Here is a 25,721-nt window from a genome sequence, read left to right as displayed (position 1 = left end):
ACACCCCGGAGGAGACGGGGCGAGCAGCCGCCCGGCTACTGGCCCGACTTGGCGGGCGGGATGAGCGGGTCCGGCACCGGGTCGGTCGTTGCGCCGGTCGTCCGCGTGTCCGCGGCGGGGGTGGTCGGCGTCTCGACGTCGGCGTCCTCGAGGACGAACGCCTCCGCGACCGTCGGCGGGGTCGGGGGGACCACCGCGTCGGCGTTGCTGCCCGCGGCCACCGTCCCGGCGTCGACGGTGCCGCTACCCGTGCTGCCGCCCGCGCTGCTGCCCCCGGACGCCTGGCCGGTGAGCTTGTCGATGCTCCCCTGCAGCGGGGCGGGCGCGGCCTCGCGGGCCTTCTCCAGCGTCTGCTGCACCTCCGGCCGGCCCAGCAGGTCCCGCGCCGTCTTCGCGATCTGCTCGTACCGCTCGCGTCCGGCCCGTGCGCCCAGCACGAACCCGACACCGAGGCCCAGTCCCAACGACAGCTTGCCCATGTCCGTCCTCCCTCTGGTCGGTCGCTCCCGCCGCCGCTACCCAGCAGGCGGCGGACCAACCCGTTCCGGCGGGCCGCTCACACGAGCTGGGGTACCCGCTGCGGGCTGAGGGCCTCGAGCGCGGCGTCCAGCTCGGCCACCGGCCGCCCCGGCGGCAGCACGACGACGGGCAGCTCGGCGCCGGCCGCACGCCAGGCGTCGAGCGCCGCCGCCGCGGAGCCGGCGTCGCCGGCCAGCAGCAGCTCGTCGACCAGCACCTCCGCGCCCGCCGGCACCTCGCCGGGCCCGGCGGCGAGCACCGCGTCGACGGCGGCACCGAGTCCGGCGCGGCGCATCGTCCGCGGGTAGAGCGGACCCATCGCCGTGAGGTAGGTGGTCAGCCACCACGACGCCGTCGCCCGCGCGACCGCCGGGTCGTCGGCCACCGCCACCGGGATGCCGGGGCTGACCAGCGGCACCGGACGGCCCGCGCCCGCCGCGCCCTCCCGCAGCAGGGCGCGGCCCGCCGCGAGGCCGGACCGCGGGAGCAGGAACGGGTACCAGGCGTCGGCCACCTCCCCGGCCAGCCGCACCGCCGCCGGCCCGAGCGCGGCCAGGTGCACCGGGAGGTGCGGCCGCGGCGGCACGGCCAGCCGCAGCGGCCGCTGCTCGCCCGGTCGCGACGGCGTCATCCGCTCGCCGGCCAGCAGCGCCCGCACCTGCCGGGTGACCGCGCCGAGGCGGGCGACCGGCGCGGTGAACGGCTCGTCGTGCAGGCCCTCGGCGAGCTGCGGCGAGCCCGCGCCCAGACCGAGGACGAACCGGCCGCCGGACAGCGTGCCCAGCGACGACGCGAGCATCGCCAGGTGCGCGGGGCTGCGCCCCCACACGTTGAGGACACCGGTGCCGAGGCGGATCCGCCGGGTCCGCGTGGCGATCGCGGCGAGCAGGACCGGCGCGTCGTGCGCCCAGCCCTCGGCCAGCAGGAACGCCTCGTAGCCCAGCTCCTCGGCGCGGTCGGCGAGGTGCAGGACGACGTCGGGGCGGGTCTCCACCGGGGTCACGCCGACGGCGAGCCGCCGGGTCGGTGCGGTCATGGTGCTGCCTCCTCGTGCAGGTCGGGAGCGGGTCCGCGTCTGGTCGCGCTCCCGGGGCCGCCGCTAGGGTCGGCCGCGCCCGTTGCAGTCCGCTTGCAGGCGAGGCAGCGATGACCGGTGCGACGCACCTGCACTTCCGGGTCCTGGGCCCGCTGCAGGTCGAGGACGGCTCGGGGCCGGTCGCCGTCGGCGGGCACAAGCCGCGCACCCTGCTCGCGGCGCTGCTGGTCGCCCGCGGCGAGGTGGTGCCGGCCGACCGGCTGCTCGCCGCGGTGTGGGGCGACGCGCCGCCCGACGGCGCGGTTCCCGCGCTGCGCGCCTACGTCTCCCGGCTGCGCGGCGTGCTCGGCGACGCCGCGCCGCTGCGGCACCGCCCGCCCGGCTACTGCCTGGACCTCGACGGCGCGACGCTGGACGCCGCCGAGTTCGAGCAGCGGGTCCGCACCGCCCGGGCGGCGGCCGCCGCGGGCGACCCCGCGCGGGCGCTGGCCGACCTCGACGCCGCGCTGGCGCTGTGGCGGGGCGACGCGCTCGCCGAGTTCGCCGACGACGACTTCGCCGCCGCGGAGGCCGCCCGGCTGACCGAGCTGCGCGTCGGCGCGGCCGCCGACCGCGCCGACGCGCTGGTCGAGCTGGGCCGCGCCGCCGAGGCGGTGCCCGAGCTGGAGGCGCTGGTGCGCTGGCACCCGACCTGGGAGCGGCCGGCGGTGGCGCTGATGCGGGCCCGGTACGCCACCGGGCACCAGGCCGACGCGCTCGCCGCCTTCCACGAGCTGCGCACCCGCCTCGACGACGAGCTGGGGGTGGAGCCCGCCGCGCCGGCCCGGGAGCTGTACCGGCGGATCCTCGTGCACGACCCCGCCCTCGCCGCGCGGCCGCCGCCGGGCAACCTGCCCCGCCGGGCCAGCGGGTTCGTCGGCCGGGAGTCCGAGGTCGCCCGGGTGCTGGACGCGCTGCGGGCCGGCCCGCTGGTGACGCTGACCGGCGTCGGCGGGACGGGGAAGTCCCGGCTCGCGGTGGAGGTCGCCGCCCGGGACCGCGCGCGGTTCGACGACGGCGTGTGGCTGTGCGAGCTCGCCGCCCTGCCCGACGGCAGCCCGGTCGGGGACGCCGTCGCCGCGGCGCTGCGCATCCGGCAGCGGTCGGGGCTGTCGGTCGAGGAGACCGTGCTCGAGTACCTGCGCGGTCGGTCGCTGCTGCTCGTCGTCGACAACTGCGAGCACGTGCTGCCGCACGCCGCGGCGCTCGTCGCCGAGGTGGTGCAGCGCTGCCCGCGCGTGGTGGTGCTGGCGACCAGCCGGGAGCCGCTCGGCGTCGACGGCGAGCAGGTGTGGCCGGTGCCGCCGCTGCCGCTCGCGGACGCCACCGCGCTGTTCGTCCAGCGCGCCCGCGCCGCGACGCCGGACTTCCGCCTGGACCCCGCGGCCGCCGACGCCGTCGCCGCCATCTGCAGCCGCGTCGACGGCCTGCCGCTGGGCATCGAGCTGGCCGCGGCCCGGATGCGGGTGATGAGCCCCGGCGAGGTGGCCGCCCGGCTGGAGGACGCCCCGCTGCTCGGCGGCGGCCGCGGGCCCGTACCCCGGCACCAGAGCCTCGTGGCCGCGATCGAGTGGTCCTACCGGCTGCTGCCCGAGGACGAGCAGCGGCTGTTCCGCGGCATGTCGGTCTTCGCCGGCGGGGCCGACCTGCGCGCCGTGCACGCCGTCGCCGACCCCGCCGCTCCGGAGGACGACGTCCTGGACCGGCTGACCCGGCTGGTGGACCGGTCCATGGTGGTGGCCCGCAGCGGCGTGCACAGCCGCTACGGGCTGCTGGAGACCCTGCGGGCGTACGGCCGGTCGCAGGCCGCGGCGGCGGGCGAGTCCGCGGAGCTGGCCCGGCGGCACGTCGCCCACCACGTCGACTACGCCGAGCGGGCCGGTGCGGGGCTGCAGGGACCGGACGAGCGGGCGTGGGCGGAGGAGGCCCTCGGCGTCTACGACGACCTGCGCGCCGCGTTCACCCGCGCCGCCGCCGACCGGGAGTGGGACCTGGCCGTGCGGCTGGTCGCGGCCGTGCCCGAGCTGGTGCACCTGCGGGTCGGCTACGAGGCCTACGCCTGGGCCGAGCAGCTGCTGCCCGTCGTGGACCCCGGCCACCCGCTGTACCCGGCGGCCGTCGGCGCCGCCGCCCGCGGCGCGTGGAACCGCGGCGACTTCGCGCACGCCCGGGCCACGGCCCGCCTGGCCGGGGGCCGGCTGCCGCTGCCCGGCACCGCCCGCATCGCCTACCCGGGCGACGTGCTCGCCGACGTCGCGCTCTACGAGGGCGACGTCGGGACCGCGCTGGCGCACTACGCGGCCGAGGCGGAGCGGGCCCGGGCCGACGGTGACCGGATCCGGCTGGTGTGGACGCTGTACTACGTCGCCGTGTGCCAGGCGGTGCGCCGCCGGCCGGAGGAGGGGCTGGCCGCCGCCCGCGAGAGCCTCGACGTCGCCGAGGCCACCGCCAACCCGACGGCGCAGTCGATGGGCCGCTACGCCCTCGGCCTGGTGCTCAAGAAGTCCGACCCCGGCCGGGCGCTGGCGCTGTTCGACGAGGCGGGCGCGCTGGCCGCGGCCGTGCACAACTTCTGGTGGCACGGCATCGCGCTGATGGAGGCGGCCGCGACCCGGGCGGTGCACGGCGACCCGGCGGCGGCCGCCCGCGCGCTGCTCGCCGTCATCGACCACTGGGACCGGGTCGGTGACTCGACGCAGCAGTGGCTGGACCTGCGCTACGTGGCCCGGCTGCTGCAGCGGGTGGGCGCGGAGGCGGACGCCGCGGCCCTGCACGCCTGCCTGGTGGCGGCGGGCAAGCCCTCCCCGCTCGGCCCGCCCGCCGAGGGCGCACCCGCCGGCGACCCCCGCGCCGCCGAGGCGGCGGGGGTCGCGCAGGCCCGCGTCGCGCTCGCCCGGGTCGTCGCCGGGGAGACCGGCGCGTGACCGGTGCACGTCCGCTGCATCCGCGGTGCACGCGGTCTGCAACCCGCCGGCACCAGCGTCGTCGGCACACCGCGGGGACGCACCCCGCACGACGACGAGGAGCACCAGCGATGACCGACACCATCGACGCGACCGCCGACCGTGCGCTGAAGGCGAGGCACCGGGCGATGTGGGCGCTGGGCGACTACCCCTCCGTGGCACGGGACCTCATCCCGGAGCTGGGGCGGGTCCTGGTCGCCGCGGCCGGCGTGGGCCCCGGGGACCGGGTGCTGGACGTCGCGGCCGGCAGCGGCAACGCCGCCGTGCCCGCCGCGCTGACCGGCGCCGAGGTCGTGGCCTCGGACCTCACGCCGGAGCTGTTCCCGGCCGGCCGCGCGTTCGCCGCGCGGGAGGGCGCCGAGGTGACGTGGGAGGAGGGCGACGCCGAGGCGCTGCCCTACGCGGACGCGAGCTTCGACGTCGTCCTCTCCTGCGTCGGCGTGATGTTCGCGCCGCACCACCGGCAGGCCGCCGACGAGCTGGTGCGGGTGTGCCGCCCCGGTGGGCGGATCGGGCTGGTCAGCTGGACGCCGGAGGGCTTCGTCGGCGAGATGTTCCGGACCATGAAGCCCTACGCGCCCCCGCCGCCGCCCGGTGCGCAGCCGCCGCCGCTGTGGGGCGACGAGCAGCACGTCCGCGACCTGCTCGGCGACCGCGTCACCGACGTCGTCGCCCGCCGGCAGACCGTGACGGTCGGCGGCTACCCGTCGCCGGAGGCGTGGCGGGACTCGTGGAAGGCGGTCTACGGGCCGACGATCGCGACCTACCGCAACGTCGGTGACGACCCCGAGCGGGTCGCCGCGCTCGACCACGACCTCGCCGCGCTGGCCGCCCGGTACGACCGCGGCACCGACGGCGTCGTCCTCGACTGGGAGTACCTGCTGCTCACCGCGCGCCGCGCGTGAGGGCTCCCGGCCGGCGCCGGGGAGCCCGGCGCCGGCCGGCACGGAGAGGGGAGGGACGGCGTGGTCGACGTCCTCGTCCGGCGCGACGACCTGCGGACCGTGCGCTGCGACCCGGGGGAGCCGCTGCGGACCGAGGTGTCGCAGGGAACGGTGCAGTTCGCCGTCGAGCGCTTCGGGCTGACCGCGAACAACCTCACCTACGCCGTCCTGGGCGACTCCTGGCGGTACTGGGACCACTTCCCCGCACCGGAGGGCTGGGGCCGGGTCCCGGTCTGGGGGTTCGGCCGGGCCACGGCCTCCGGTGTCGACGGCGTCGCGGCGGGGGACCGCTTCTTCGGCCTCTGGCCGATGTCGAGCCGGGTCACCCTCGAGGTGGCCGCGGGCCCGGGCGGCCTGGCCGACCGCTCGGCCGCCCGCGCCGCCCTCGCCCGGGTCTACGGCCGCTACGCCCGCGCCCTGCCCGAGACGGGCTTCCCGCCCGGGCTCGACGACGTCGCGGCGGTGCTGCGGCCGCTGTTCCAGACCGGGTGGCTGCTCGCCGACCGCGTGGCCCGGGCCGGGGCCGGGGTGGTGGTCCTGACGTCGGCGTCGAGCCGCACCGCCGCGTGCACCGCGGCGGCGGTCCGGGCGTACGGGGACCCGCCGGAGCTGGTCGGGCTGACGTCGTCCCGGCACGCCGCGGCCACGGCGGCGCTCGGCCTGTACGACCGGGTGCTGACCTACGGGGAGGTCGACGCCCTGCCGGCGGACCGCGGCGTCGTGCTGGTCGACCTCGCCGGCGACCCGGACCTGCGCGCGGCGGTGCACCGCCGCACCGCGGGCGTCCTGCGCGCCTCGGTGGTGGTCGGCGCGACGCACTGGACGCGGGCGTCCTTCGCGAGCAGCGGCCTGCCCGGGCCGGAGCCGGAGGTGTTCTCCGCGGCGGAGGCTGCGGCCGCCCTGGACCCGTCGTCCGCCCGCCGGATCGGCGCCGCTTGGCCGGAGTTCGCCGCGACCCGGGCGCCCGGGCTGCTGACCGTCGAGCACCGCACCGGCGCGGAGGCGGTCACCGGGGCGTGGGCGGCGCTGCTGGACGGCGACGCCGACCCGCGCCGCGGGCTGGTCCTCTCCCTCTGAGCGCCCTCAGCCCGGCTCGTCCGCGGTCCCCGGCTCCGGTGGGCGGGGCGCGGACGCCCGCTGTCCCTGCAGCTGCCGGCCGAGCTCGTCCCGCATCCGGTACAGCTCGGTCAGCACCTGTCCCCGCGCGGAGTCGCCGAGGGCGGCCGCCGCGTTGCGCAGCGCCGGGCCGTGGTCGCGCCAGTAGGCCCCGACCGCCCGCGCCACCTCGCCGGGGTCGGCCCGGTCCCGGCCGGCCCGCTGGAGCAGCTCCTGGAGCCGCTCCAGCTCCTCCGCGGCGGCCGTCGCGGGCCCGGGGTCCTGCGGGCCGGTCACGCCGCGGCCTGCTGCGCGACCGGCGCGGTGCCGCCACCCCCGCCGCCGCCCCCGCCGATGCCCTCGAGCAGGCGGATGAGCGCGTCGATGAGCTCCTGCAGCAGGTTGCCCAGGACGCCGCCGAGGTCGACGCCGTCGAGCAGCCCGGCGATCGCGCACAGCAGGTTGCCCAGCAGGTTGCCCGGGCCGGGGATCGCCTCGATGTCGAGCACCACCTCGTTGAGGTGCACGTGCAGGCCCAGCAGGTTCAGGTCCAGGGGCCCGAGGTTGAGGTCGAGGATCGGGCAGGGGGTGGGTTGCGTCATCGGGAGCACCTCGGCTCTGAGGAACTGCCGCGGGTGCGGCAGGTGCCCGACGCAGGGCGCGCGGGAAGTGTGGGAGCGCCCGCGCCCGGCTCACAAGGACCCGCTCCGTCGCGGTGGGCCCGCGGGAGTGCCGCCGCGTGTGCCCGTCACCTTGCGCGCGCGAGCGGGCTCGCCCGGTGAGACGCCGTCGTCCGGAACGGGGCCGCGCCGCTCCCGGCCGGCCGCCTCAGCCGGAGACGGCGGCGACGACGGCGCTCACCCGGCGGGCGCGGGTCTCGGGCCTCTTCGCGTCGGCCACCGACCGCGCGTGCTCCTTGCGGTGCGTGGGGGACAGCCGGTCGAAGGCCTCCCGCACGCCCGCCGCGGCCAGCGCCTCGGCCAGGTCCGGCGGCACCTCCACGGTGCGTTCGGTCCGGTCGAGGGCGACGACGACGTCGACGGTGTCGCCGGTGCTCACGCCGAGGACGCCCCGGCGCTCCCTGCTCAGCCCGATGAGGTTCTCGCCGCCCATCCGCGCGACCCGCCCCTCCACGGTCACCCCGCCGACGGTGACCCGGACGGGGAACGCCCTGGCGCCGCCGCCGAGGCCGGCGGCCTGCTCGTCGGTCAGCACGATGGCGGCCGCCGGGCCGCGCGGGGCGAGGGTGGTGGTCAGCCGCAGCTCCTGGGTCACCCGGTCACCCTGGCGTCCGGGCGGTCGCGGCGGAAGCCCCCGTCATCCCTCCGGCCCACCGGCGGCCCGCTCGGCGAACCGCCGCTGCGCGTCCTCCAGCGCCGCGACGGCCTGCGCCCGCCGCTCCCACCCGCGGGTCTCGGCCGACTTCTCCGGCGTCAGCGCCTCGTAGATCTCGAAGAAGTGCCAGATCTCCGCGACCTGGTGGATGGGGACGTCCTCGAGCTCCTGCAGGTGCTCCATCCGCGGGTCGCTCGCCGGCACGCACAGCAGCTTCGCGTCCGGGCCGCGCTCGTCGTGCACCCAGAACACGGCGATGACCCGCGCGCGCACGAGGCAGCCGGGGAAGGTCGGCTCGCCGAGCAGCAGCAGGGCGTCGATGGGCTCGCCGTCCTCGGCGAGGGTGTCCGGGACGAACCCGTAGTCGCCGGGGTAGCCGGTGGCGGTGAACAGCATCCGCAGCAGCCGGATGCGGCCGAGCCGGTGGTCGTACTCGTACCTGTTCCGCGAGCCCTTGGGGATCTCGACGATCACGTCCGCTTCCACGCGCACCCTCCTCCGGCCGGGACCGCGAGGGCGACCCTGGCCCAGGACCCGCTCCCCGGCAACCCGAGGGTCAGCGCAGGGGGACGAGCCCGGACTCGTAGGCGGCGATCACGGCCTGCGTCCGGTCCCGCGCGCCGAGCTTGCGCAGCAGGCTGCTGACGTGGGTCTTCACCGTCTGCAGGCCCAGGTACAGCTCGCCGGCGATCTCGCCGTTGGACAGCCCGCGCGCCACCAGCAGCAGGACCTCCCGCTCGCGCGCGGTCAGCTCCGGCGCCGGCCGGGTCCGCTGCGCCGGCGCGTGCTGCGCGGCCAGCTCCCGGATCGCCGCCGGGAACAGCAGGCTCTCGCCCCGCGCGACCACCCGGACGGCGTCGGCGATCTCGGCCGGCCGCGCCCGCTTGGGCAGGAACCCGTCGGCGCCGGCGGACAGGGCCGCGTAGACGTTCTCGTCGTCGCCGAACGTCGTCAGCACCAGCACCCGCGGCGGGTCCGGCAGCCGGCGCCGCAGGTCGCGGGTGGCCTGGATGCCGTCGACCAGCGGCATCCGCACGTCCATCACGACGACGTCGGGACGCAGCCGGGCGGCCAGCGGGACGACGACGGCGCCGTCGGCGGCCTCGCCGACCACCTCGACGTCGTCGCGGGCGCCGAACACCGCCCGGAGCCCGCTGCGCACCAGCTCCTCGTCGTCGACGAGCAGCACCCGGACGGTCACACCGGCCCGGCCAGGGGGAGCCGCACCTCGACCCGCCAGCCGTCGTCGACCGGACCGGCGACGGCGGTGCCGCCGAGCCCGGCGGCGCGCTCGCGCAGCCCGCGGACGCCGCTGCCGCCGCCGCCCGCGGCCGGCACGGGCACCGGCACCGGGTTGCCGACGACGATCGCCAGCGCGTGCGGGCCGGCGTCGACACGCAGCCGCACCGGCACGGGGCCGGCGTGCCGCAGGGCGTTGGTGAGCGCCTCCTGCACGATCCGGTAGGCCTCCCGGGACAGGACCCCGGGCAGCTCCGCGACCGCGCCGGTGACCCGGACGTCGACCCGCGCCCCGGCCGCCTCGGCGGAGCGCACCAGCACGCCGACGTCGGCCAGCGTCGGGGCCCGCGGCGGCGGGGCGCCGTCCCGCAGCAGCGCGAGGACCCGCTCCAGGTCGCCGAGCGCGGACCGGGCGCTGTCCTCGATGGCGGCGAGCGCACGGCCGGCGAAGGCGGGGTCGGAGCCGGCGACGTCCCGGGCGGCACCGGCCTGCAGCAGCGTGACGGTGAGCGCGTGGCCGATCGAGTCGTGCAGGTCGGCGGCCAGCCGGGTGCGCTCGAGCAGCCGCGCGGTGCGGACGCGCTGCGCGGCCAGCCGCTCGACGGCGGAGGGGTGCAGCAGCGCCCGGGCGGCCGCGGCGGTGAGCGCGCCGAGCCCGGCCAGGGCGTAGGCCCAGGCCGGCGCCACGACGGCCGCCAGCGGCCACCGGGCCGCGACCGACCACACGGCGAGCGCGGTGACCTCGGCGGCGAGCACCCCGAGCTCCACCCGGACGACCAGCCAGGCCAGCAGCCGGCCGCGCTCGGCCCAGGTGCGGGCGGGCTCCACCGTCACGTCGTCGTCCCCGGGCAGCAGCAGCGCCCGCGCCTGCACGCCCTCGCTGCGGCGGACCGCCGGGACGCAGGCCAGCACCACCAGCAGCGGCAGCGGGGCGAGGTAGAGCCCGGCGAGGGTGCGCGGCGAGGCGTCGTCCAGGCCGGGCCACACGAGCGCGCAGGCGACCGCGAGCCAGGCGCCCAGGGCCAGGTGCACCGCGCGCGTCCAGGTCGACCTGCTGGTCACCGGACGGAGGACCGCGCGCATGCCCCGATCATGGCCCGCCGCCGGCCGCCCGGACCTCCCGCGCGGGAGGGAGGCGGCCGGACCGCGCGGGGGAGGTGCGCCGCCCGCGCCGGGCGCGACGGTGGGCCCGTGATCGAGGTGCGGAGCCTGACCAAGCGGTACGGACCGGTCGTCGCGGTGGACGACCTCACCTTCGACGTCCCGCCGGGCAGCGTCACCGCCCTGCTCGGCCGCAACGGCGCGGGCAAGTCGACGACGCTGCGGGTGCTGCTCGGCCTCGACCGGCCCACCGCCGGGACCGCGCGCGTGGCCGGCCGCGCCTACGCGGACCTGGCCGCGCCGCTGCGGACGGTGGGCGCGCTGCTCGACAGCGCCGCGGCCCACCCGGGGCGCACCGCCCGCCAGCACCTGCGGTGGCTGGCCGCGAGCAACGACCTGCCCGCGCACCGGGTGCGCGCCGTCCTCGACCTGGTCGACCTGCGGGCGGCCGCCGACCGCCGGGTCCGCGGCTTCTCGCTGGGCATGCGGCAGCGGCTCGGCGTCGCCGCGGCCCTTCTCGGCGACCCGCCGGTCCTGCTGCTCGACGAGCCGGCCAACGGCCTGGACGCCGAGGGCATCCGCTGGCTGCGGACCACCCTGCGCGACCTCGCGGCCGAGGGCCGCACCGTCCTGCTCTCCAGCCACCTCATGGGCGAGGTGGCGCGCACCGCCGACCGGCTGCTCGTGGTCGGCCGGGGCCGGCTGCTGGCCGACACGTCGCTGGACGCCTTCCTCGCCGAGCACACCGAGCGGCGGGTGCGGGTCCGTACCACCGAGCCCGGGCGGCTGCGCGGCCTGCTCGCCGCCGCCGGGGCGACCGTGGCCCCCGGCGGCGAGGGCGCGCTGCGGGTGGCCGGGGTCGACGCGCGCACCGTCGGCGCGGTCGCGGCCCGGCACGGCGTCCCGCTGGTGGAGCTCGGGGCCGACGGCCGGTCGCTGGAGGACGCCTTCCTCGCGCTCACCGCGCCGGCCGGGGAGGCGGCGTGAGCGCCCTGCGCGCCGAGTGGGCCAAGGCGACGACGCTGCGCTCGACGTGGCTGACCCTGCTCGTCTACGTCGTCGCGGTCGCCGGCATCGGCGCGGGCGTCGTCGCCTCGGTCGGCGACGTCGAGGCCGCCGAGCCTGACCACGACCCCGCGGTGATCGCCTTCTACGGCCTGAACTTCGGCCACGTCGCGGTGGTCGTGCTCGCGGTGCTGCTGACCGCGGGGGAGTACGCCCGGCAGACGGTGCACACCTCCCTGCTCGCCGTGCCGCGACGGGGCGCCTTCCTGGCCGCGAAGCTGACCGTGGGCGCGGGCCTGGTGCTGCCGACCGCCGCGGTCACCGCCGTCGCCACCCTGCTGGTCACCCAGGCGGTGCTCGGCGCGCCGGGCGTCTCGCTGTCGACGCCGGGGATGCTCCGCGCCACCGTCGCCGCCGCGCTGTACCCGACGCTCCTCGCCGTCGTCTGCATGGCCGCGGGCCTGCTGCTGCGCGACCAGGCGCTCGCGCTCGGCCTGCTGGTCCCGTTCCTCTTCCTGGTCTCGCCGCTGCTGGAGCTGGTCCCCGGGCTGCAGCGGGCGGCGGTGTTCCTGCCCGACCGCGCCGGTGCCGTCGCCGTCCGCCTGCACGCCCGCCCGGTCGACGTCTTCGGCCCGCTCGCCGGGCTGGGCGTCCTGGCGCTGTGGGCGGCCGCCGCCGCGCTGCTGGCCTGGTGGGCGCTGCGCCGCCGCGACGCCTGAGGTCAGCCGGCGACGCGGACGGCGACCTTGCCCCGCGCCGCGCCGTCGAGGAGGTGCCGGACGGCCGCGGCCGTCTCCGCCAGCGGGAACACCCGGTCGACGGCGGGGGTGAGCGCGCCGGCCTCGACCAGCGCCGAGAGCTCCCGCAGGTCCGCCCCGTCCTCCCGGGCGACGAACGTGCCCAGGTGCTGCCCGACGAACGGCGAGAGCGCCTGGGCGCGCAGCTGGCGGTCCGTCCCGCCCAGCCACCGGCCGCCGTTCTCCCCGCCCACGATCACCAACCGCCCGTGCGGCGTGAGCGCGCGGCGCAGCGCGCGCAGCGGGCGGTTGCCGCCGGTGTCGAGGACGACGTCGTAGCGGACGCCGCCGTCCAGCGGGTCCTGCCGGGTGTGGTCGACGACGGTGTGCGCGCCCAGGCCGCGGACGAGGTCGACCTTGGCGGTGCTCGCCGTCCCGGTCACCTCGGCGCCGGCGGCCCGGGCGACCTGCACGGCGAAGCCGCCCACGCCGCCGGACGCACCCAGCACCAGGACCCGCTGCCCGGCCTCGACGCGGCCGTGGTCGCGCACCGCCTGCAGGGCGGTGAGCCCGGACACCGGCACGGTGGCGGCCTGTTCGGGGGTGAGGCCGGGCGGCAGCGGCGCGAGCTTCCGGGCGGGCGCCACGGCGTACTCCGCGAAGGTGGCCCGGCCGATCCCGTACACCCGGTCGCCGGCGGCGAGGTCGGCGACCCCGCTCCCCGTGGCGACGACCTCCCCGGCCAGGTTCAGGCCCGGGTTCGGCGCCTTCGGCCGGCGCAGGCCCGACACCGCCCGCATCGGATAGGGGAGACCGGCCATCAGGTGCCAGGTGCCGCGGTCGACGCTGGAGGCCAGCACGCGCACGAGGACCTCGCCCTCGCCCGGCCGCGGTACGGCCGCCTCCCCGACGGCGAGCAGGCCCTCGGGATCGCGCCCGTAGCGCTGCTGCAGCACGGCGGTCATCACGGACGGGACGACGGCGGACTGTCCGGACATGGCTCCTCCTCACGGCGGGTGACTTACGCCGTAAGGCTTCACCTTACGGCGTAAGGTCGTCAAGGTGCCGGGACGTCGTTCGAACGGGAAGGCCCTGAGCCGGGACCGGGTGCTGCAGGCCGCCGTGGCGCTCGCCGACGAGCACGGCGTCGGCGCGCTGACCATGCGGCGGCTCGGGGAGGCCCTCGGGGTGGAGGCGATGTCGCTGTACCACCACGTCACCGGCAAGGACGACCTGCTCGACGGCATGGTCGACCTGGTGTTCGCCGAGGTGCCGGTGCCCGATGCCGGGGCCGGCTGGCGGGCGGCGATGTGTGAGCGCGCCGACGCCGTGCGGGCGGCGCTGGCGCGGCACCGGTGGGCCGTCGGGCTCCTGGAGTCCCGGCGCTCGCCCGGGCACGCGACGCTGGCCCACCACGACGCCGTCCTCGGCTGCCTGCGCGCGGCCGGCTTCCCCGTGGTGCTGGCCGCGCACGCCTACTCGGCCATCGACAGCTACGTGTACGGCTTCGCGCTGCAGGAGCGCGCGCTGCCGTTCCAGACGCCGGCGGAGACCGCCGAGCTGGCGGCGGAGCTGATGGTCCGGTTCGCCGAGAGCTACCCGCACCTCGCGGAGTTCACGACCGAGCACGTGCTGCGGCCCGGCTACGACTACGGGGCGGAGTTCGGCTACGGCCTCGACCTCGTGCTCGACGGGCTCGAGCGGGCGCTGCGGGACCCGGCCGCCTGATCAGCCGGTCACCGCGACCCGTCCCGGCACGCCGTCGCCGAGGAAGGCGGCGAGGTCGGTGCCCTCGGCCTCGACGTCGTCGCGCTCGGTGGGGGTGAGCGGGCGCAGTGGCTGCACGGTCACCGCGACGCCACCGTCGTCCCGGTCGCGGGTGGTCCAGGTGCCGGCCACGGTGCCGTCGACGAGGACGAGGCGGGCGCCGGCCACGCTCAGGCCGCGGTGCTCGTCGGCGATCAGTCGGGACCGGTCGTCGTAGCCGAGCACCGCGTTGTCGAACGCGGGCAGGAAGCGCACCGGCGCGGGCTCGTCGCGGTCGGGGAGGAGGCCGTCGGGGACGTCGAGCAGCTCGCGGCCGCGCTCGTCGCGGGCGGTCCGCAGCCGCGGCCGCAGCCGGGCGACCACCGCGGGCAGCCCGCTCAGGCCGGACCAGGACCGCAGGTCCGCGGTCGCCGCCGGCCCGTGGGCGCGCAGGTAGCGCAGCACCAGGTCGTCGAGGACGGCGTCGGGCGGTCCGTCCTCCGGGTCGCGCCCCAGCCAGGCGCCCACCGTGGTGTTCCGGGCCGGGGCGCGCTGCCGCCACAGCCCGCGCGGCGGGACCTGCACCAGTGGCACCAGGCTGGACAGCGCGTCGCCGAGGTCGCGGGCGGCGGCGTCCGGCCAGCGGTCGCCGACCAGCCGGCCCACCTCGGACAGCAGCCGCGGCGCCTCGGCGAACCGCGGCTCCCCGGCCGCGGCGAGCTCGCCGAGGTCCACGCCGGGCAGCCGGCGCCCGAGCGTGCCGCGCGCGCGGGCGACGAGCATCGCCTGGTGCACCGGCCGCAGGCGCAGGCAGTCGCCCGCGGTGACCAGGTGCAGCGTCCGGCGCATGAGCAGGGTGCGGACGACGCGGCGCGACCCGAGCAGGTCGTCGAGCCCGGCCGGCCGGAACGCCGTCAGCCGCGACCACAGCCCGACGAAGGGTTCCTGCGGCTCCTGCGCCTGCAGGCCGACCAGGTGCTCGACCGCGTCGAGGGTGCCGCGCCCGTCCCGCCGGAGCAGCAGCTGCCGGGCGAGCGTGGCGCGGCCGAGCGCACGCCGGTCCAGCACCTCGGCTCCCGCACCCCGGCCCACGAGCGCTGTCTACCGCAGGGGGACGACGACGAGCACTCCATTCCCGCACGTCGGACGCTACGGTCCGGCCTCCCAGGAGGAGTGACCCGGATCACCTCGAGGTCCGGGCGACACCACGGAGGTCCTCATGCGCCCGTCCGTCCGCGCTGCCGTCGTCACCGCCGGCGTGCTCGCCGCCGTCGGCCTCGCCGCGCCCGCTGTGGCCGCTCCGCCGCAGCCGGGCACCTGCTCGGCGGGGCTGACGCTGGCCGACGCGCGCCAGCTGACCAAGGTCCTCGTGGGACTGAACCCGGACCAGCCGCGGCAGCAGGTCGTGGCGGACGTCGAGGCCGCCTTCGCCACCCTCGACGCCAACGCGAACGGGTACCTCTGCTACCGGCTGATCGGCCGGGAGGGCTACGTCAACGTGGTCGACGACAGGGCGTAGCCGCAGCGCGGCGGTCTTCAGGCGGCCAGCGGGTGGTGGTGGCAGCGGCCGCCGCTGGTGGCGCGGGCGGCGCACGGTGCGCCGGCCCTCGTCACGCCGCCGGTGTCGCCGCAGCGGGCCGGCCGGGCGGCTGGTGCCGCGGGGGCCTGCTCGGCGGGCAGCGCCGGGCGGGGGAAGGGGAGGACGACGGCGTCCCGCGCCACGGCCGGCATGGCCGGCTCGACGGCGGTGTCGACGGCGGTGTCGACGGTGGTGTCGACGGCGGTGTCGACGACGGGAGTCGGGGCCGGGCGGCCGGCGCGGCGGTGCAGCGCGGACGCGGCGGTCAGGCCGGCGGTGAAGGCGGCGAGGGCGGTGGCGACGTGGCTGGCGCGCATGCCCGGCTCATCGGCCGGCGGCGTCCCCGTGGGAAGGCCGCCGTCCCGTGCGTCCCAGGCGTCACGCCAGGTGCGCCTGCTTGGGCGCCAGCCCGCGCTCGGCCTCGGCGGCGACCTGCGCGCGGGAGGCGCCGGTCGACGCCAGCACGACCGCGCCGACCAGCCCCTCCACCAGCGGCGCCGGGGAGAGGGTCACCCGCGACCGGACGTCGTCGTCGAGGAACTCCAGCGCGGTCTCGGCCGAGAGCACCGCGCTGCCGAGGTCCATGAGGACGACGACGCCGTCGCCGGAGTCGGCCTGCCCGACCGCGTCGGCCACCGCGGCGGCGTCGGTGCCGAGCCCGCCGTCCTCGGTGCCCGCCGCGACGGCGATCGCCAGCTCCCGCCCGGGCAGCATCTGCCGCGCCAGCTCGACGGCGGCGTCGGCCAGCGCCCGGCTGTGCGAGACGACGACGAGGCCGACGCTCACGACCGTCCCAGGGTCGCCGCGGCGGCCTCGACCAGCAGCGCCGTCGACGTCGCCCCCGGGTCCTGGTGCCCGGCGCTGCGCTCGCCGAGGTAGCTGGCCCGGCCCTTGCGGGCGACCATCGGCACGGTCGCGTCCCGGCCCTGCGCCGCCGCGTCCGCCGCCGCGGCGAGCGCGTCGGCCAACGGCTTGCCCGCCTCCACCGCGGCGTCGAGGGCGTCGCAGGCCGGGCCCAGCGCGTCGACCATCGTCTTGTCGCCGGGCTCGGCCTTGCCGCGGGCGACCACGCCGTCCAGGCCCGCCCGCAGCGCCCGGGCGAACGCGGCGTCGTCGAGGTCGCCCCCGCCGGCCGCGCCGGCCATCCGCAGGAACAGCGTCCCGTACAGCGGGCCGCTGGCCCCGCCGACCTTGCTCACCAGGGTGGCGCCGGTCTTCTTGAGCAGCGCCGCGGCGTCGGCCGGCGGGGCGTCGTCCAGCGTGGCGACGACGGCGGTCATGCCGCGGTCCATGTTGGCGCCGTGGTCGGCGTCGCCGATGGCGGCGTCGAGCGCGGTCAGCCGGTCACGCTGCTCGTGCACGGACTCCGCGAACCGGCGCAGCCAGGCGGTGAGGTCGTCCACGCCCACCGCCACGCTCAGGCCCCCCACCGCAGGCCCGGGGTGACCACCGGCGCGTCCCACAGCCGCAGCATCTCGTCGTCGGCCTGCAGGAGGGTGACCGAGCAGCCGGCCATCTCCAGGCTGGTCATGTACGGACCGACCAGCGACCGGGCGATCCCGATCCCCGCCTTCTCCAGGATCGCGGCCACCTCGGCGTAGACGACGTACAGCTCGATCAGCGGGGTGCCGCCCATGCCGTTGACGAAGCAGATGACGCCGTCGGTGTACCTCCGGTCGGCGAGGATCGGCTCGACCAGCATCGCGGCGACCTCGCGGGCGGGAGCCAGCGGCACCCGGCGCCGGCCGGGCTCGCCGTGGATGCCGATGCCGATCTCCATCTCGTCGTCGCCGAGCTGGAAGGTCGGCGTCCCGGCGGCGGGCACGGTGCAGGAGGTGAGCGCCATGCCCATGCTGCGGCCGGCGTCGTCGACCCGCTTGGCCAGGTCGGCCACCTCGATCAGCGGCCGGCCCTCCTCGGCGGCGGCGCCGACGATCTTCTCCAGCAGCACCGTGGTGCCGACGCCGCGGCGGCCGGCGGTGTAGAGGCTGTCGGTGACGGCGACGTCGTCGTCGACGACGACGGTGGCCACCTCGATGCCGCTCTCGGCGGCGACCAGCTCGGCGGCCATCTCGAAGTTCATGACGTCGCCGGTGTAGTTCTTCACGATGTGCAGCACGCCCGCGCCGCTGTAGACGCCCGCGGTGGCCGCCTGCATCTGGTCGGGCACCGGCGAGGTGAACACCTCCCCGGCGCAGGCGGCGTCGAGCATGCCGCGGCCGACGAACCCGCCGTGCATGGGCTCGTGACCGGAACCGCCGCCGGAGACGATGCCGACCTTGCCCTGCACGGGCGCGTCGCGGCGGAACACCACCCGGTTCTCGTGGTCGACCCGCAGCAGGTCCGGGTGGGCCAGCTCCATGCCGCGGAGGGCGTCGGAGACGACGTCGGCGGGGTCGTTGATGAGCTTCTTCATCGTGCACCTGACCTCGGGGGAGTCGAGCAGGGACCGCCCCGGAGGCTAGGGCTCATGTGATCCGTGGCACAACGAGGCGGTGCCCCCGGGTGCAGGACGGAGCCTGCACCCGGGGGCACCGTGCGGCGGTCAGCCCCGGCCGGTGACGCGCGCGGCGGCCCGCTGGATCTGCTCGTAGTCGCCGTAGCGGGCGCCGGCGACGTATCCGGTCCCCAGGCCGGCGCCGAGCGAGGTCAGCCGGACGGCGCGCCGGCCGCGCTTGCGGATGCGGTGGCCCACCTCGGCGACCTCCTCGGGCACCGCCTCGACCGCGCCGCTGACCCGCGCGGCCGCGCGGAGGGCGGCCTGCCCGATCTCGGCGCCCGCCTCGGTGGCCCGGGAGACCACCGTGGACGTGAGCTCCGGGAGGGCGTCGAGGGCCTGCTTCGCGGCCTCCGCGCCGACGCTGGCGCCGGTCTGCAGCGCGTGGCCCGTGGTGGCCAGCAGCGGAGCGGCTGCCGCGGCGCCGGTCCGGGTCACCTCGCCGACGCGCTGGGCGGCGGTCGCCAGGACCGGCCCGGCCGCCGACGCGCCGCCGCGGGCTGCCTCGCCGACACCGCGGGCGGCCTCGCTGACCAGGTGCGCGGCGTTGGCCACGGCGGGCCCGGCCGCGGACGCGCCGCCGCGGGCGGCCTCCCGCACCGACGAGGCGGCGTCGGCGACGACCGGCGCGGCCGCGGCCACGAGGTGCTCCACCCGCGCCCGGCCGGCCGCCGGCACCGCGCGCGCCTGCCGGGCGGCCTTCCGCCCGGTCCGCCGGGCGGCCTTCCCCCCGGTGCGCCGGGCGGCCTTCGCGCCGCGCCGCGCCCGGCGGGACACCGGCGCGGCCGGCTGCCGGCGCCGCCGCAGCACCGCGAACAGCAGGCCGCCGAGCGCCAGGAGCGCGGCGAGCCCACCCGCGGCCCCGCCGGCGCGGGTGGCCAGCGACCGGCCCTGGGGCTGGTCGGCGCGGCCGAAGTCCGTGTCGCCGGGCTGGGCCACCGGCGGCGGGGGCGGGAGCTCCTCGTCGGCGTCGGGGGTGGGCAGGGGCGCCACCTCCTCGGCCGGCACCGCCACCGCGGTCGTCGCCGGCGGCTCGGCGTCGGGCGCCGGCAGCAGGCTCTCGGAGGTCTCGGTGGTCGCCTCGATGCCGTAGTGGCGGTAGAGCGCCGCCTCCTGGTCGGTGGTCAGCTCGCGGCTCTCGCCGAAGCGCGGGGCGCCGTCGACCAGCCCGCGGTCGACCACCACCTGCACCCGGTCGCCCTCGCCGGTCGCGTCGAACAGCGGGACGACGACCGTCGTGCCGGCCATGTCCGCGTACAGCCACTCCGGCCGGCCGGTGTCCTCGTCGGCGAGCAGGTGCGTCACCCTGCCGATCTCCGCGCCGTGCCGGTCGACCACCGTCCTGCCGACCCAGTCGACAACTGAGTCCCGTTCGGGCAGTGCCATGGTCGCCTCCCCACTTCTCGGGGCCGGGCCGGGATGGCCCGGCGCTGCCGTCCGGGCGGCCCTACCCCGGTCGTCCCGGCGCCACCCGTGCCGATCACGGGAGCCCGCGGCGGCGGCCCGGACCTCGGTGCACCCCCTCCACCGGCTCGGGGGAGGGCGCGCCGACGCCGTGGCGGGCCAGGAAGGCGAGCACGGTGCCGGCCACCTCCTCCCAGCCGGAGTCCGCGCCGAGCGAGTGCCCGCGGTCGGGGAAGGCCACGAGCTCCACCGCGCGGGCGCACGCGGTGTCGGTGCGGCAGCTGTACCGGACCTGCGCCGCGGGCGGGCGACCGCTCGATCGCCGCGGTCGCCCGGCGCTGGGGCTCTCCCGACGCCTCCTGCTTCGCCCGCCGGTTCCGGGCGGGGTACGGCGTCAGCCCGCGGGAGTGGCGGGACCGCGCACGGGCGGGGGCCGCCGCCGGCTGATCGCCAGCGGGTGCGCGGAGGCCGCGTCCCGGCCCCCGGGACGCGGCCCCGGCGCACCCGCTCAGCCGTCGCGGCCGACGACGGCGGAGACCAGCAGCAGCTTCACCAGCCAGTCGCCGGCGTGGATCGCGGCCTGCTGCCAGGGCACCCGCTCGTGGACGACCGACCCGATGAGCAGCACCAGCGGGAACGCCGCCCACAGCCCGGCGCCGAGCGTGAGCGCCGCGCGCGGACCGCGGGCCGGCAGCCGGTCGGCGAGCACCGACACCGCGGCGGCGACCACCCCGCTGCGCACCAGCTCCACCGGCGCGATGGCCGCCGGGGACGGGCCCGGTTGCGCGTAGGCCTCGTCGAGGCGGGCCAGCCGCTCGCCGAAGGCCGTGTACCAGGCCGAGCTCGCCACGAACGCGGCCGCGGACGCCGCCGCGACCCGCCCCGGCGCCACCCCGCTCACCGCGTCCCGATCCGCTCGAGCAGGTGCACCTCGACCTCGTCGCCGGCCTGCTTGCCGATGGCCTTCCGGATCCCGGCGGCCACCGGGAGCTCGTGGGTCCCGTTGCCGAGCGCCATGAAGGAGGTGCGGAACGGCTCGCCGTCGATCGTCCCGGCCACCTCCACCCGCCCGCGGGTGCCGAACACCCGCACCGACTCCGGCCACACCAGGTAGGTCCACCCGCCGGGTGCCGGGCTCCTCCGCAGGGTCGCCCTGAACCGCTCGTCCACCGTCCGCCTCCTCGTGCCGGGTGCAGGGGAGACCGGCGCCGGCCCCCGCACTCATCGCTCAGCCGCTGCGGGTGGCCAGCAGCGACACCTCGGCGACGTTCGTCGTCGGCGGCAGGGTGAGGGTGAACAGCACGGTCTGCGCGACGTCCTCGGGGAGCAGCGCGTTCCCGCCGTCGGCCGCGGCGGCGGGGGACACCCAGCCGACGGCGACGTGCCGCACCCGCACCAGGGTGCCGCCCAGCTCCAGCCGCAGCGTGCGGGCGAGCTGGGCGGCGCCGGCGGCCGTGGCGGCGTGCACGGCGAACGCGGGCACCAGCTCCGACGCCGCCGCCGACCCGACCAGCACCAGGTCGGCGGCGGAGTCGTTGGCCGCCGCGGTGAGCAGGTCGTCGAGGAACGCGCGCGCCGCCAGCACCGCGTCGCCGGCGCCCTGCTCGATGGTCTCCGCCCACCGCTCGGCCGGCGACAGCCCGAACGGGCCCCCGCCGACGCCGCCCAGCACGGCCACCACCAGGTCGACGCCGCCCAGCCGCTCGCGCACGCCGTCCGCGGCCGCGAGCACGTCGCGCGCGGAGCCGACCTGCTCGACCACCGCCCCCGCCGCGGTCAGCTCGGCGACCACGGCGTCGGCGATCAGCGGCAGCCCGATGACGACGGCGCGGCGGCCGGCGACCGGTCGCACCCCTCCCGGTGCGGTCACGCCACCGGCTCCGCGTCGGCGGTCTCCCGCACCGCCGGCGAGCGCACCGGCAGCGCGTCCTCGGCCGGCGCGTCCGCCGGCGCGGCCGCCCGCACCCGGGACCGCCCGGCGGTCTGCTCGAGCGCGGTCCGCATCGGCCCGACGTCGAGCGGGCCGTCGTAGAGCTGGCCGTTGACGAAGAACCGCGGCGGCTCGTCCAGGGCCATCGCGCGGGCGTCGTCGTCGTCCTCGCGGACGCGCGCGGCGTGCGCGCCGGAGGCCACGGCGTCGTCGACCCGGGCGAGGTTCAGCCCGGCGTCGACGGCGCAGCGGCGGATCGCCCGGTCGTCCAGGCGCCCGGCCCGGGCGGCCAGCGCGTCGTGCATCGGCCAGAACCGCGACTGCGCGGCGGCGGCCTCGGCCGCCTCGGCGGCGCGGGCCGAGGCCGGGTCGTCGGTGAGCAGGTGGCGGTAGACGAAGACGAGGTCGTCGCCGAGGACCTGCCGCAGCTCGTCGACCACCTCGGCGGTGCGCCCGGCGTTGGTGAACACGAACGAGGCGTAGACGACGAGCTCCATCGGCGCGCCGACCCGGCCGCGGACGTGGTCGCGCGTGGCGCTCACCGGCCGGGCCAGCCGCTGCCGGCCGGGCAGCCGGGACCGGTCCACCGCCCGGACGACGGCGACCGCGCCCAGGGCCAGCAGCGCCGCGAGGACCGACGCGCCGAGCACGCCGATCCGCGCCTGCGCGGCCAGCGCCTCGTCGTCGAGGGCCAGGTCGATGATGAACAGCGAGATCGTGAAGCCGACCCCGCTGAGCACGCCGGCGGCGAACACGTGCCGCGGGAACAGCCCCGACGGCAGCCGGCCGATCCCGAGCCGGACGGCGGCCAGCGACGCGGTGGTCACGCCGACCACCTTGCCGACGACGAGCCCGATCACGATCGCCCAGGTCAGGCCGGAGGTCGCGGCGGCGGACAGCGTCTCGGCGCTGAGCACCACCCCGGCGTTGGCCAGCGCGAACACCGGGACGACGGCGAGGTTGACCCACGGCCGGAACAGCCGCTGCCCGCGCTCGTTGATCGACACCGACCGGGTCAGGCTGAGCACCGCCCGGTGCGCCCCGCTGGAGGTCGGCGTGCGCCCGTAGTCCCGGGCCGCGGCCTCGGCGGCGTCGACCTCGTCCGCGCTGGGCGGGTACACCGGCAGCAGCAGGCCGATCGCGACGCCGGCCACCGTCGGGTGCACGCCGGAGGCCAGCACGCCCAGCCAGACCGGCACCGCGACCAGCAGGTAGGCCCCGCCGCGCCACACCCGCATCCGCCGCAGCCACACCACCGCGACCAGCCCGACGGCGGCCACCGCCAGCGGCAGCAGGGTGAGGTCCTCGGTGTAGGCGACGGCGATGACCGCCAGCGCGCCGACGTCGTCGACCACCGACAGCGCGAGCACGAACGCGCGCAGGTTGACCGGCACCGCCCGGCCCACGACCGCCAGCAGGCCGAGCACGAACGCGGTGTCGGTGGAGATCACCACGCCCCAGGCGGCGCGCGCCTCGCCGGGCTGGTCGCTGAGCCCGGTCACCGCGAGGAAGACCAGGGCGGGCACGACCAGCCCGGCCAGCGCGGCGACGACCGGGATGCGGATGCGGCGGGTGTCGCGGAACTCGCCGAGCACCAGGTCCCGCTTGACCTCGAGGCTGATCAGGCAGAAGAACAGCGCCATCAGCGCGTCGTTGACCCAGTGCCGCAGGTCCATCTCGAGGACCGTGTCGCCCAGGCTGACGGCGAACGGCGTGTGCCAGGTCTCCTCGTAGGTCGAGCCCGGCACGTTGGCCCACACCAGCGCCACCAGCGTCGCGGCCAGCAGCACGGCGGCGGCCGCGGCGTCGGAGTCGGCCAGCCGGAGCACGCGGCCGGGCGCCGAGGGCCGCTCCAGCTCGCCCCGCGGGGTGCCCCTCACCGGACCCCCGTCCCGCGCCGCGTGGGCAGGTAGGGGTCCTGGCGGGTGGGCAGCACCAGGAGCTCGGCGACGTTGACCCGCGGCGGCAGGCCGGCGCCGAAGAGCACGGTGCGCGCGACGTCGTCGGGGTCCATCGGGACGACGACCTCGCGGTGCTCGGCCCAGCCGCGCGCGGTGCCGTCGTGGCTGATCTCGGAGCCGAGGTCGGTGTCGGTGAGGCCGGGGGCGACGACGTGCACGCGCACGCCGCGGCGGCCGTACTCGGCGCGCAGCGCCCGGGCCAGCTGGGCGACCGCGGCCTCGACCGCCGAGTAGACGGCGTAGCCGGGGAAGCGCACCTGGCCGGCGAGCGCGCCGATGAGGAACAGGTCGGCCGGGCGGCCGGTCTCGGCGGTGGCCAGCAGGTCGCGGGCGAAGGTCTGCGCGGTGCGGAGGATGCCGCCGAGGTTGACGTCGATCATCTCGATCCACTCGGCGGGCACGCCGTCCTCGAACGGCGCGCCGGTGAGCACGCCGGCACCGGCCACGACCAGGTCGGCGGGGCCGAACCGGTCGTGCAGGGCGTCGAGGGCGTCGGCGAGGTCGAGCCCGTCGGAGACGTCGGCGGCGACGGTGAGGGTGCGGGCGGGGTCGGCGGTGCTGTCGGCGACGGCCTGCAGGCGGTCGCCGCGGCGGCCCAGGAGCGCGACGCGGCAGCCGGCGGCCACCAGCGAGCGCGCCGTCGCGGCGCCGATGCCGCTGCTGGCGCCGGTGACGACGGCGACCCTGCCGTCGAGCGCGCCCGGGGCCGGCCGGATGGCCGGGGAGGGTGAGGACACGGTTCCCCTCTCGGAGGTCAGCAGGGGGCGTCCCGATCATGCCGTCCCGGGGGCGTCCCGGTCGACGTGCGCGGCGAGGCCGCGCAGCCGGCCGGGCACGGACGTCACCGGTCGCCGTCCGGCGGGGTGAACCGGCTGACGGTGAGCTCCGCGCCCTGCGGGTCGCGCAGCAGGGCGGTGCGGGTCCAGGTGTTCTGGGCGGTGCGCAGCACGGTGGCGCCGAGCCGCTCGGCGGTGGCCGCGCACCCGTCCGCCGGGCCCGCGACCGGTCCCGGGGGGGCGGCGCGAGCGCCGTCAGCGCCCGGCCATCGCCTCGCGGACCTCGCGCAGACTCGGGTTGGTCAGGTACCGGCCGCCGACGACGACGGTGGGCGAGACCTCCCAGCCCTGCGGGTGGCGTGCCCGGACCTCGGCGGCCGCCTCCGGGTCGTCGGCGAACCGGACCGCGCGGTGGGGGAGCCGGGTGGCGGTCATCTTGGCCCGCAGCGCGGTGCTGTAGGGGCACCCCGGCTTGTAGTAGACGGTGACGGCCTCGTCGGTCATGGCGGACTCCGCTCTCGGGACGTCGCTGGGTCCCCCGGGCCGCCACGGTCCCAGGGCGGCGGCCGGTGGGGCAACGGGGTTCCCGCGTGCGGCGGGTGGGACGGCGGTCGGGAACCCCGTGGTCCCCGCGGCACGGCCTGCGCTCCTGGCGCGATGCGCTGCCGCTGGGCCGCCGGCCTGGCGCAGGCCATCCGCGGCATCGACGGGGCCGGGGCCGCCCGGGCCCGGTGCGTCGGCCCGGCGACGAGTCCGGAGGTCCGCCCCGGTCTGACCGGCATGACCCCCGAGGACCTCGCGACCACGTTCACCGCGCCGATCGAGAAGGACGGCGCGTTCCCCACCTACCTCACCGTCCCCGGCTCGGCCGAGCTGTTCGGCACCCGCAAGGCGGTGGAGGTGGGCGGCACGATCGACGGCCACCCCTTCACCGCCACGTGCATGCCGTCCGGGGAGGGGCCGCACCGGCTGCCGCTGCGGAAGGCGCTGTGCCGGGCGATCGGCAAGGACGCGGCGGGCCAGGAGGTCTCGGTCCACCTGGAGCAGCGGTTCACCTGAGCGCGGTCGTGCTCTGCCCACAGTCGTGGGCAGAGCACGAGCGGGCGGGGGACAGCAACCGGCGGCTGAGCTCCCGGGCCGCGGCGTCGGCGAGCAGCACCTCGGGCTGGCCGGCCAGCGCGGTGCGCATCGCATCCGCGCCGCCGAACTGGAAGCCGAGCTGGGTGGCGTAGCAGGCGCAGGCGTCGGCCCGCCGGCCGGGGTCCTGCGGCAGCTGCAGCGGGGTCAGCCCGCCGGGCAGGTCCGGTCCGGGGACGGCGTCCGGGGCGCGCAGCACGTACGGCGCGTCGCGCCACCACAGCACCGGCCGGCCGGTCCCGGCGACGGCGCGCAGCACCTGCAGGTGGTCGACGTGCCCGCCCAGCGCCTGCGGGGCCAGCCACAGCTCGCCGGGCAGGCCGGCCAGCCCGGCCCGCACGTCCAGCCACGCGTCGTCGTCCTCGTGCACGCCGGCGAACAGGTCGGCCGCGCTGTCGTAGCCGCGGTGCGGCGCCTCGGCCAGGTCCAGGTGCAGCGGCGTCGCGCCGAGCACGGCCATCGCGGCGGCGTCCTCGTCCCGCCGCAGGGCCATGTAGTCGACGTCGGCCGGCAGGCCCTTGTCCAGCTGGCAGGCCAGCGCGAAGCCCTCGGGGTCGGGCAGGCTGCGGGTGAAGCAGGTGACCACGGTGACCTCGTGCCCGGCGTCGGCCAGGGCGGCGAGGGTGCCGCCCACGGAGAACGCGGCGTCGTCGAGGTGCGGGCTGACCGCGGTCACCC

At 78.2% G+C, this 25,721-nt stretch carries 31 protein-coding genes; 8 read left to right on the top strand and 23 right to left on the bottom strand.

Annotation, left to right across the window (positions count from 1 at the left end; all coding sequences use genetic code 11):
• Nucleotides 1-35: 35 nt before the first annotated feature.
• Nucleotides 36-479, bottom strand: a complete 444-nt coding sequence (locus ACI8AR_RS01115) for a hypothetical protein (protein WP_457049327.1) — start codon at nt 477-479, stop codon at nt 36-38.
• Between the two features lie 77 nt (nt 480-556).
• Nucleotides 557-1,555, bottom strand: coding sequence for an LLM class flavin-dependent oxidoreductase (locus tag ACI8AR_RS01110; RefSeq protein ID WP_457049326.1), 999 nt, complete (start codon nt 1,553-1,555; stop codon nt 557-559).
• Nucleotides 1,556-1,665: 110 nt separating this feature from the next.
• On the opposite strand from ACI8AR_RS01110, the gene ACI8AR_RS01105 reads away from it, so the two are divergent.
• From ACI8AR_RS01105 to ACI8AR_RS01095, 3 genes are all read left to right on the top strand, one after another.
• A complete protein-coding gene (locus ACI8AR_RS01105; protein ID WP_457049325.1) occupies nt 1,666-4,518 on the top strand; it encodes an AfsR/SARP family transcriptional regulator in 2,853 nt (950 codons plus the stop codon).
• Between the two features lie 110 nt (nt 4,519-4,628).
• Complete coding sequence (locus ACI8AR_RS01100; protein ID WP_457049324.1) at nt 4,629-5,462, top strand: class I SAM-dependent methyltransferase; 834 nt, start codon at nt 4,629-4,631, stop codon at nt 5,460-5,462.
• Between the two features lie 60 nt (nt 5,463-5,522).
• A complete protein-coding gene (locus ACI8AR_RS01095) occupies nt 5,523-6,578 on the top strand; it encodes a DUF2855 family protein (protein WP_457049323.1) in 1,056 nt (351 codons plus the stop codon).
• A 6-nt stretch (nt 6,579-6,584) separates the two neighbouring features.
• Here ACI8AR_RS01095 and ACI8AR_RS01090 read toward each other — a convergent pair whose 3' ends face one another.
• From ACI8AR_RS01090 to ACI8AR_RS01065, 6 genes are all read right to left on the bottom strand, one after another.
• Nucleotides 6,585-6,893, bottom strand: a complete 309-nt coding sequence (locus ACI8AR_RS01090) for a hypothetical protein (RefSeq protein WP_457049322.1) — start codon at nt 6,891-6,893, stop codon at nt 6,585-6,587.
• Nucleotides 6,890-7,198 carry a hypothetical protein gene (locus ACI8AR_RS01085; protein ID WP_457049321.1) on the bottom strand — a complete coding sequence of 103 codons (309 nt, stop codon included), beginning with the start codon at nt 7,196-7,198 and terminating at the stop codon, nt 6,890-6,892. The genes ACI8AR_RS01090 and ACI8AR_RS01085 overlap by 4 nt, the downstream gene beginning before the upstream one ends.
• A gap of 226 nt (nt 7,199-7,424) precedes the next feature.
• On the bottom strand, nt 7,425-7,871 hold the full coding sequence (locus tag ACI8AR_RS01080; protein WP_457049320.1) for a YdeI/OmpD-associated family protein: 447 nt from the start codon (nt 7,869-7,871) through the stop codon (nt 7,425-7,427).
• A gap of 42 nt (nt 7,872-7,913) precedes the next feature.
• Nucleotides 7,914-8,417 carry an inorganic diphosphatase gene (locus ACI8AR_RS01075; RefSeq protein WP_457049319.1) on the bottom strand — a complete coding sequence of 168 codons (504 nt, stop codon included), beginning with the start codon at nt 8,415-8,417 and terminating at the stop codon, nt 7,914-7,916.
• A gap of 70 nt (nt 8,418-8,487) precedes the next feature.
• Nucleotides 8,488-9,132, bottom strand: coding sequence for a response regulator (locus ACI8AR_RS01070; RefSeq protein ID WP_457049318.1), 645 nt, complete (start codon nt 9,130-9,132; stop codon nt 8,488-8,490).
• The gene (locus ACI8AR_RS01065) at nt 9,129-10,253 is read right to left on the bottom strand and encodes a sensor histidine kinase (RefSeq protein WP_457049317.1); all 1,125 of its coding nucleotides are present in this window, start codon (nt 10,251-10,253) and stop codon (nt 9,129-9,131) included. Before ACI8AR_RS01065 ends, ACI8AR_RS01070 begins: the two co-directional genes overlap by 4 nt.
• A 108-nt stretch (nt 10,254-10,361) precedes the next feature.
• On the opposite strand from ACI8AR_RS01065, the gene ACI8AR_RS01060 reads away from it, so the two are divergent.
• Together ACI8AR_RS01060 and ACI8AR_RS01055 are read left to right on the top strand one after the other, a co-directional pair.
• A complete protein-coding gene (locus ACI8AR_RS01060) occupies nt 10,362-11,258 on the top strand; it encodes an ABC transporter ATP-binding protein (protein ID WP_457049316.1) in 897 nt (298 codons plus the stop codon).
• Complete coding sequence (locus ACI8AR_RS01055) at nt 11,255-11,995, top strand: ABC transporter permease (protein ID WP_457049315.1); 741 nt, start codon at nt 11,255-11,257, stop codon at nt 11,993-11,995. The genes ACI8AR_RS01060 and ACI8AR_RS01055 overlap by 4 nt, the downstream gene beginning before the upstream one ends.
• Before the next feature lie 2 nt (nt 11,996-11,997).
• Here the strand turns inward: ACI8AR_RS01055 and ACI8AR_RS01050 are convergent, their stop codons facing one another.
• Nucleotides 11,998-13,011, bottom strand: a complete 1,014-nt coding sequence (locus tag ACI8AR_RS01050) for an NAD(P)-dependent alcohol dehydrogenase (protein ID WP_457049314.1) — start codon at nt 13,009-13,011, stop codon at nt 11,998-12,000.
• Nucleotides 13,012-13,075: 64 nt separating this feature from the next.
• Between ACI8AR_RS01050 and ACI8AR_RS01045 the strand changes: the two genes are divergently transcribed.
• A complete protein-coding gene (locus tag ACI8AR_RS01045) occupies nt 13,076-13,741 on the top strand; it encodes a TetR/AcrR family transcriptional regulator (protein WP_457049313.1) in 666 nt (221 codons plus the stop codon).
• On the opposite strand, the gene ACI8AR_RS01040 is transcribed toward ACI8AR_RS01045, so the two are convergent.
• The gene (locus tag ACI8AR_RS01040) at nt 13,742-14,827 is read right to left on the bottom strand and encodes a winged helix DNA-binding domain-containing protein (protein ID WP_457049312.1); all 1,086 of its coding nucleotides are present in this window, start codon (nt 14,825-14,827) and stop codon (nt 13,742-13,744) included.
• A 151-nt stretch (nt 14,828-14,978) separates the two neighbouring features.
• Here ACI8AR_RS01040 and ACI8AR_RS01035 point away from each other — a divergent pair, with 151 nt between their 5' ends.
• Entirely contained in the window at nt 14,979-15,278 is a 300-nt protein-coding gene (locus ACI8AR_RS01035) for a hypothetical protein (RefSeq protein WP_457049311.1), read from the top strand.
• 17 nt (nt 15,279-15,295) lie between these two features.
• Here the strand turns inward: ACI8AR_RS01035 and ACI8AR_RS01030 are convergent, their stop codons facing one another.
• From ACI8AR_RS01030 to ACI8AR_RS00975, 12 genes are all read right to left on the bottom strand, one after another.
• Nucleotides 15,296-15,655, bottom strand: a complete 360-nt coding sequence (locus ACI8AR_RS01030) for a hypothetical protein (RefSeq protein ID WP_457049310.1) — start codon at nt 15,653-15,655, stop codon at nt 15,296-15,298.
• Between the two features lie 61 nt (nt 15,656-15,716).
• The gene (gene dhaM, locus ACI8AR_RS01025) at nt 15,717-16,124 is read right to left on the bottom strand and encodes a dihydroxyacetone kinase phosphoryl donor subunit DhaM (RefSeq protein WP_456926344.1); all 408 of its coding nucleotides are present in this window, start codon (nt 16,122-16,124) and stop codon (nt 15,717-15,719) included.
• Complete coding sequence (dhaL, locus tag ACI8AR_RS01020) at nt 16,121-16,741, bottom strand: dihydroxyacetone kinase subunit DhaL (protein ID WP_457049309.1); 621 nt, start codon at nt 16,739-16,741, stop codon at nt 16,121-16,123. Before dhaL ends, dhaM begins: the two co-directional genes overlap by 4 nt.
• A gap of 14 nt (nt 16,742-16,755) precedes the next feature.
• On the bottom strand, nt 16,756-17,754 hold the full coding sequence (gene dhaK, locus ACI8AR_RS01015) for a dihydroxyacetone kinase subunit DhaK (RefSeq protein ID WP_456926342.1): 999 nt from the start codon (nt 17,752-17,754) through the stop codon (nt 16,756-16,758).
• 129 nt (nt 17,755-17,883) lie between these two features.
• Complete coding sequence (locus ACI8AR_RS01010) at nt 17,884-19,221, bottom strand: PRC-barrel domain-containing protein (protein WP_457049308.1); 1,338 nt, start codon at nt 19,219-19,221, stop codon at nt 17,884-17,886.
• A gap of 94 nt (nt 19,222-19,315) precedes the next feature.
• On the bottom strand, nt 19,316-19,480 hold the full coding sequence (locus tag ACI8AR_RS01005) for a hypothetical protein (protein WP_457049307.1): 165 nt from the start codon (nt 19,478-19,480) through the stop codon (nt 19,316-19,318).
• A 267-nt stretch (nt 19,481-19,747) separates the two neighbouring features.
• On the bottom strand, nt 19,748-20,140 hold the full coding sequence (locus tag ACI8AR_RS01000; protein WP_457049306.1) for a DUF1761 domain-containing protein: 393 nt from the start codon (nt 20,138-20,140) through the stop codon (nt 19,748-19,750).
• Complete coding sequence (locus tag ACI8AR_RS00995; protein WP_457049305.1) at nt 20,137-20,409, bottom strand: DUF1905 domain-containing protein; 273 nt, start codon at nt 20,407-20,409, stop codon at nt 20,137-20,139. The genes ACI8AR_RS01000 and ACI8AR_RS00995 overlap by 4 nt, the downstream gene beginning before the upstream one ends.
• 58 nt (nt 20,410-20,467) lie before the next feature.
• Nucleotides 20,468-21,109, bottom strand: a complete 642-nt coding sequence (locus ACI8AR_RS00990; protein ID WP_457049304.1) for an SDR family NAD(P)-dependent oxidoreductase — start codon at nt 21,107-21,109, stop codon at nt 20,468-20,470.
• On the bottom strand, nt 21,106-23,049 hold the full coding sequence (gene nhaA / locus ACI8AR_RS00985; RefSeq protein ID WP_457049303.1) for a Na+/H+ antiporter NhaA: 1,944 nt from the start codon (nt 23,047-23,049) through the stop codon (nt 21,106-21,108). The genes ACI8AR_RS00990 and nhaA overlap by 4 nt, the downstream gene beginning before the upstream one ends.
• Complete coding sequence (locus tag ACI8AR_RS00980; RefSeq protein ID WP_457049302.1) at nt 23,046-23,867, bottom strand: SDR family oxidoreductase; 822 nt, start codon at nt 23,865-23,867, stop codon at nt 23,046-23,048. The genes nhaA and ACI8AR_RS00980 overlap by 4 nt, the downstream gene beginning before the upstream one ends.
• Nucleotides 23,868-24,161: 294 nt before the next feature.
• The gene (locus ACI8AR_RS00975) at nt 24,162-24,410 is read right to left on the bottom strand and encodes a glutaredoxin family protein (RefSeq protein WP_456938542.1); all 249 of its coding nucleotides are present in this window, start codon (nt 24,408-24,410) and stop codon (nt 24,162-24,164) included.
• Nucleotides 24,411-24,563: 153 nt separating this feature from the next.
• On the opposite strand from ACI8AR_RS00975, the gene ACI8AR_RS00970 reads away from it, so the two are divergent.
• Entirely contained in the window at nt 24,564-24,965 is a 402-nt protein-coding gene (locus tag ACI8AR_RS00970; protein ID WP_457049301.1) for a DUF1905 domain-containing protein, read from the top strand.
• On the opposite strand, the gene ACI8AR_RS00965 is transcribed toward ACI8AR_RS00970, so the two are convergent.
• Nucleotides 24,958-25,719: a PIG-L deacetylase family protein gene (locus tag ACI8AR_RS00965; protein WP_457049300.1), complete on the bottom strand. Its 762-nt coding sequence runs from the start codon at nt 25,717-25,719 to the stop codon at nt 24,958-24,960. The genes ACI8AR_RS00970 and ACI8AR_RS00965 overlap by 8 nt on opposite strands.
• Nucleotides 25,720-25,721: the final 2 nt, after the last annotated feature.

Source organism: Geodermatophilus sp. SYSU D01036 (assembly GCF_054050435.1).
Note: the sequence above shows the minus strand (reverse complement) of the source record. Positions and strands in the feature narration are given on the sequence as shown.

What these genes read in the sequence shown, in the direction of transcription:
- ACI8AR_RS01115 (WP_457049327.1), bottom strand. Translation starts at nt 479, where the DNA reads ATGGGCAAGCTGTCGTTGGGACTGGGCCTCGGTGTCGGGTTCGTGCTG.
- ACI8AR_RS01110 (WP_457049326.1), bottom strand. Translation starts at nt 1,555, where the DNA reads ATGACCGCACCGACCCGGCGGCTCGCCGTCGGCGTGACCCCGGTGGAG.
- ACI8AR_RS01105 (WP_457049325.1), top strand. Translation starts at nt 1,666, where the DNA reads ATGACCGGTGCGACGCACCTGCACTTCCGGGTCCTGGGCCCGCTGCAG.
- ACI8AR_RS01100 (WP_457049324.1), top strand. Translation starts at nt 4,629, where the DNA reads ATGACCGACACCATCGACGCGACCGCCGACCGTGCGCTGAAGGCGAGG.
- ACI8AR_RS01085 (WP_457049321.1), bottom strand. Translation starts at nt 7,198, where the DNA reads ATGACGCAACCCACCCCCTGCCCGATCCTCGACCTCAACCTCGGGCCC.
- ACI8AR_RS01065 (WP_457049317.1), bottom strand. Translation starts at nt 10,253, where the DNA reads ATGCGCGCGGTCCTCCGTCCGGTGACCAGCAGGTCGACCTGGACGCGC.
- ACI8AR_RS01050 (WP_457049314.1), bottom strand. Translation starts at nt 13,011, where the DNA reads ATGTCCGGACAGTCCGCCGTCGTCCCGTCCGTGATGACCGCCGTGCTG.
- ACI8AR_RS01035 (WP_457049311.1), top strand. Translation starts at nt 14,979, where the DNA reads ATGCGCCCGTCCGTCCGCGCTGCCGTCGTCACCGCCGGCGTGCTCGCC.
- ACI8AR_RS01030 (WP_457049310.1), bottom strand. Translation starts at nt 15,655, where the DNA reads ATGCGCGCCAGCCACGTCGCCACCGCCCTCGCCGCCTTCACCGCCGGC.
- dhaK (WP_456926342.1), bottom strand. Translation starts at nt 17,754, where the DNA reads ATGAAGAAGCTCATCAACGACCCCGCCGACGTCGTCTCCGACGCCCTC.
- ACI8AR_RS01010 (WP_457049308.1), bottom strand. Translation starts at nt 19,221, where the DNA reads ATGGCACTGCCCGAACGGGACTCAGTTGTCGACTGGGTCGGCAGGACG.
- ACI8AR_RS00975 (WP_456938542.1), bottom strand. Translation starts at nt 24,410, where the DNA reads ATGACCGACGAGGCCGTCACCGTCTACTACAAGCCGGGGTGCCCCTAC.
- ACI8AR_RS00970 (WP_457049301.1), top strand. Translation starts at nt 24,564, where the DNA reads ATGCGCTGCCGCTGGGCCGCCGGCCTGGCGCAGGCCATCCGCGGCATC.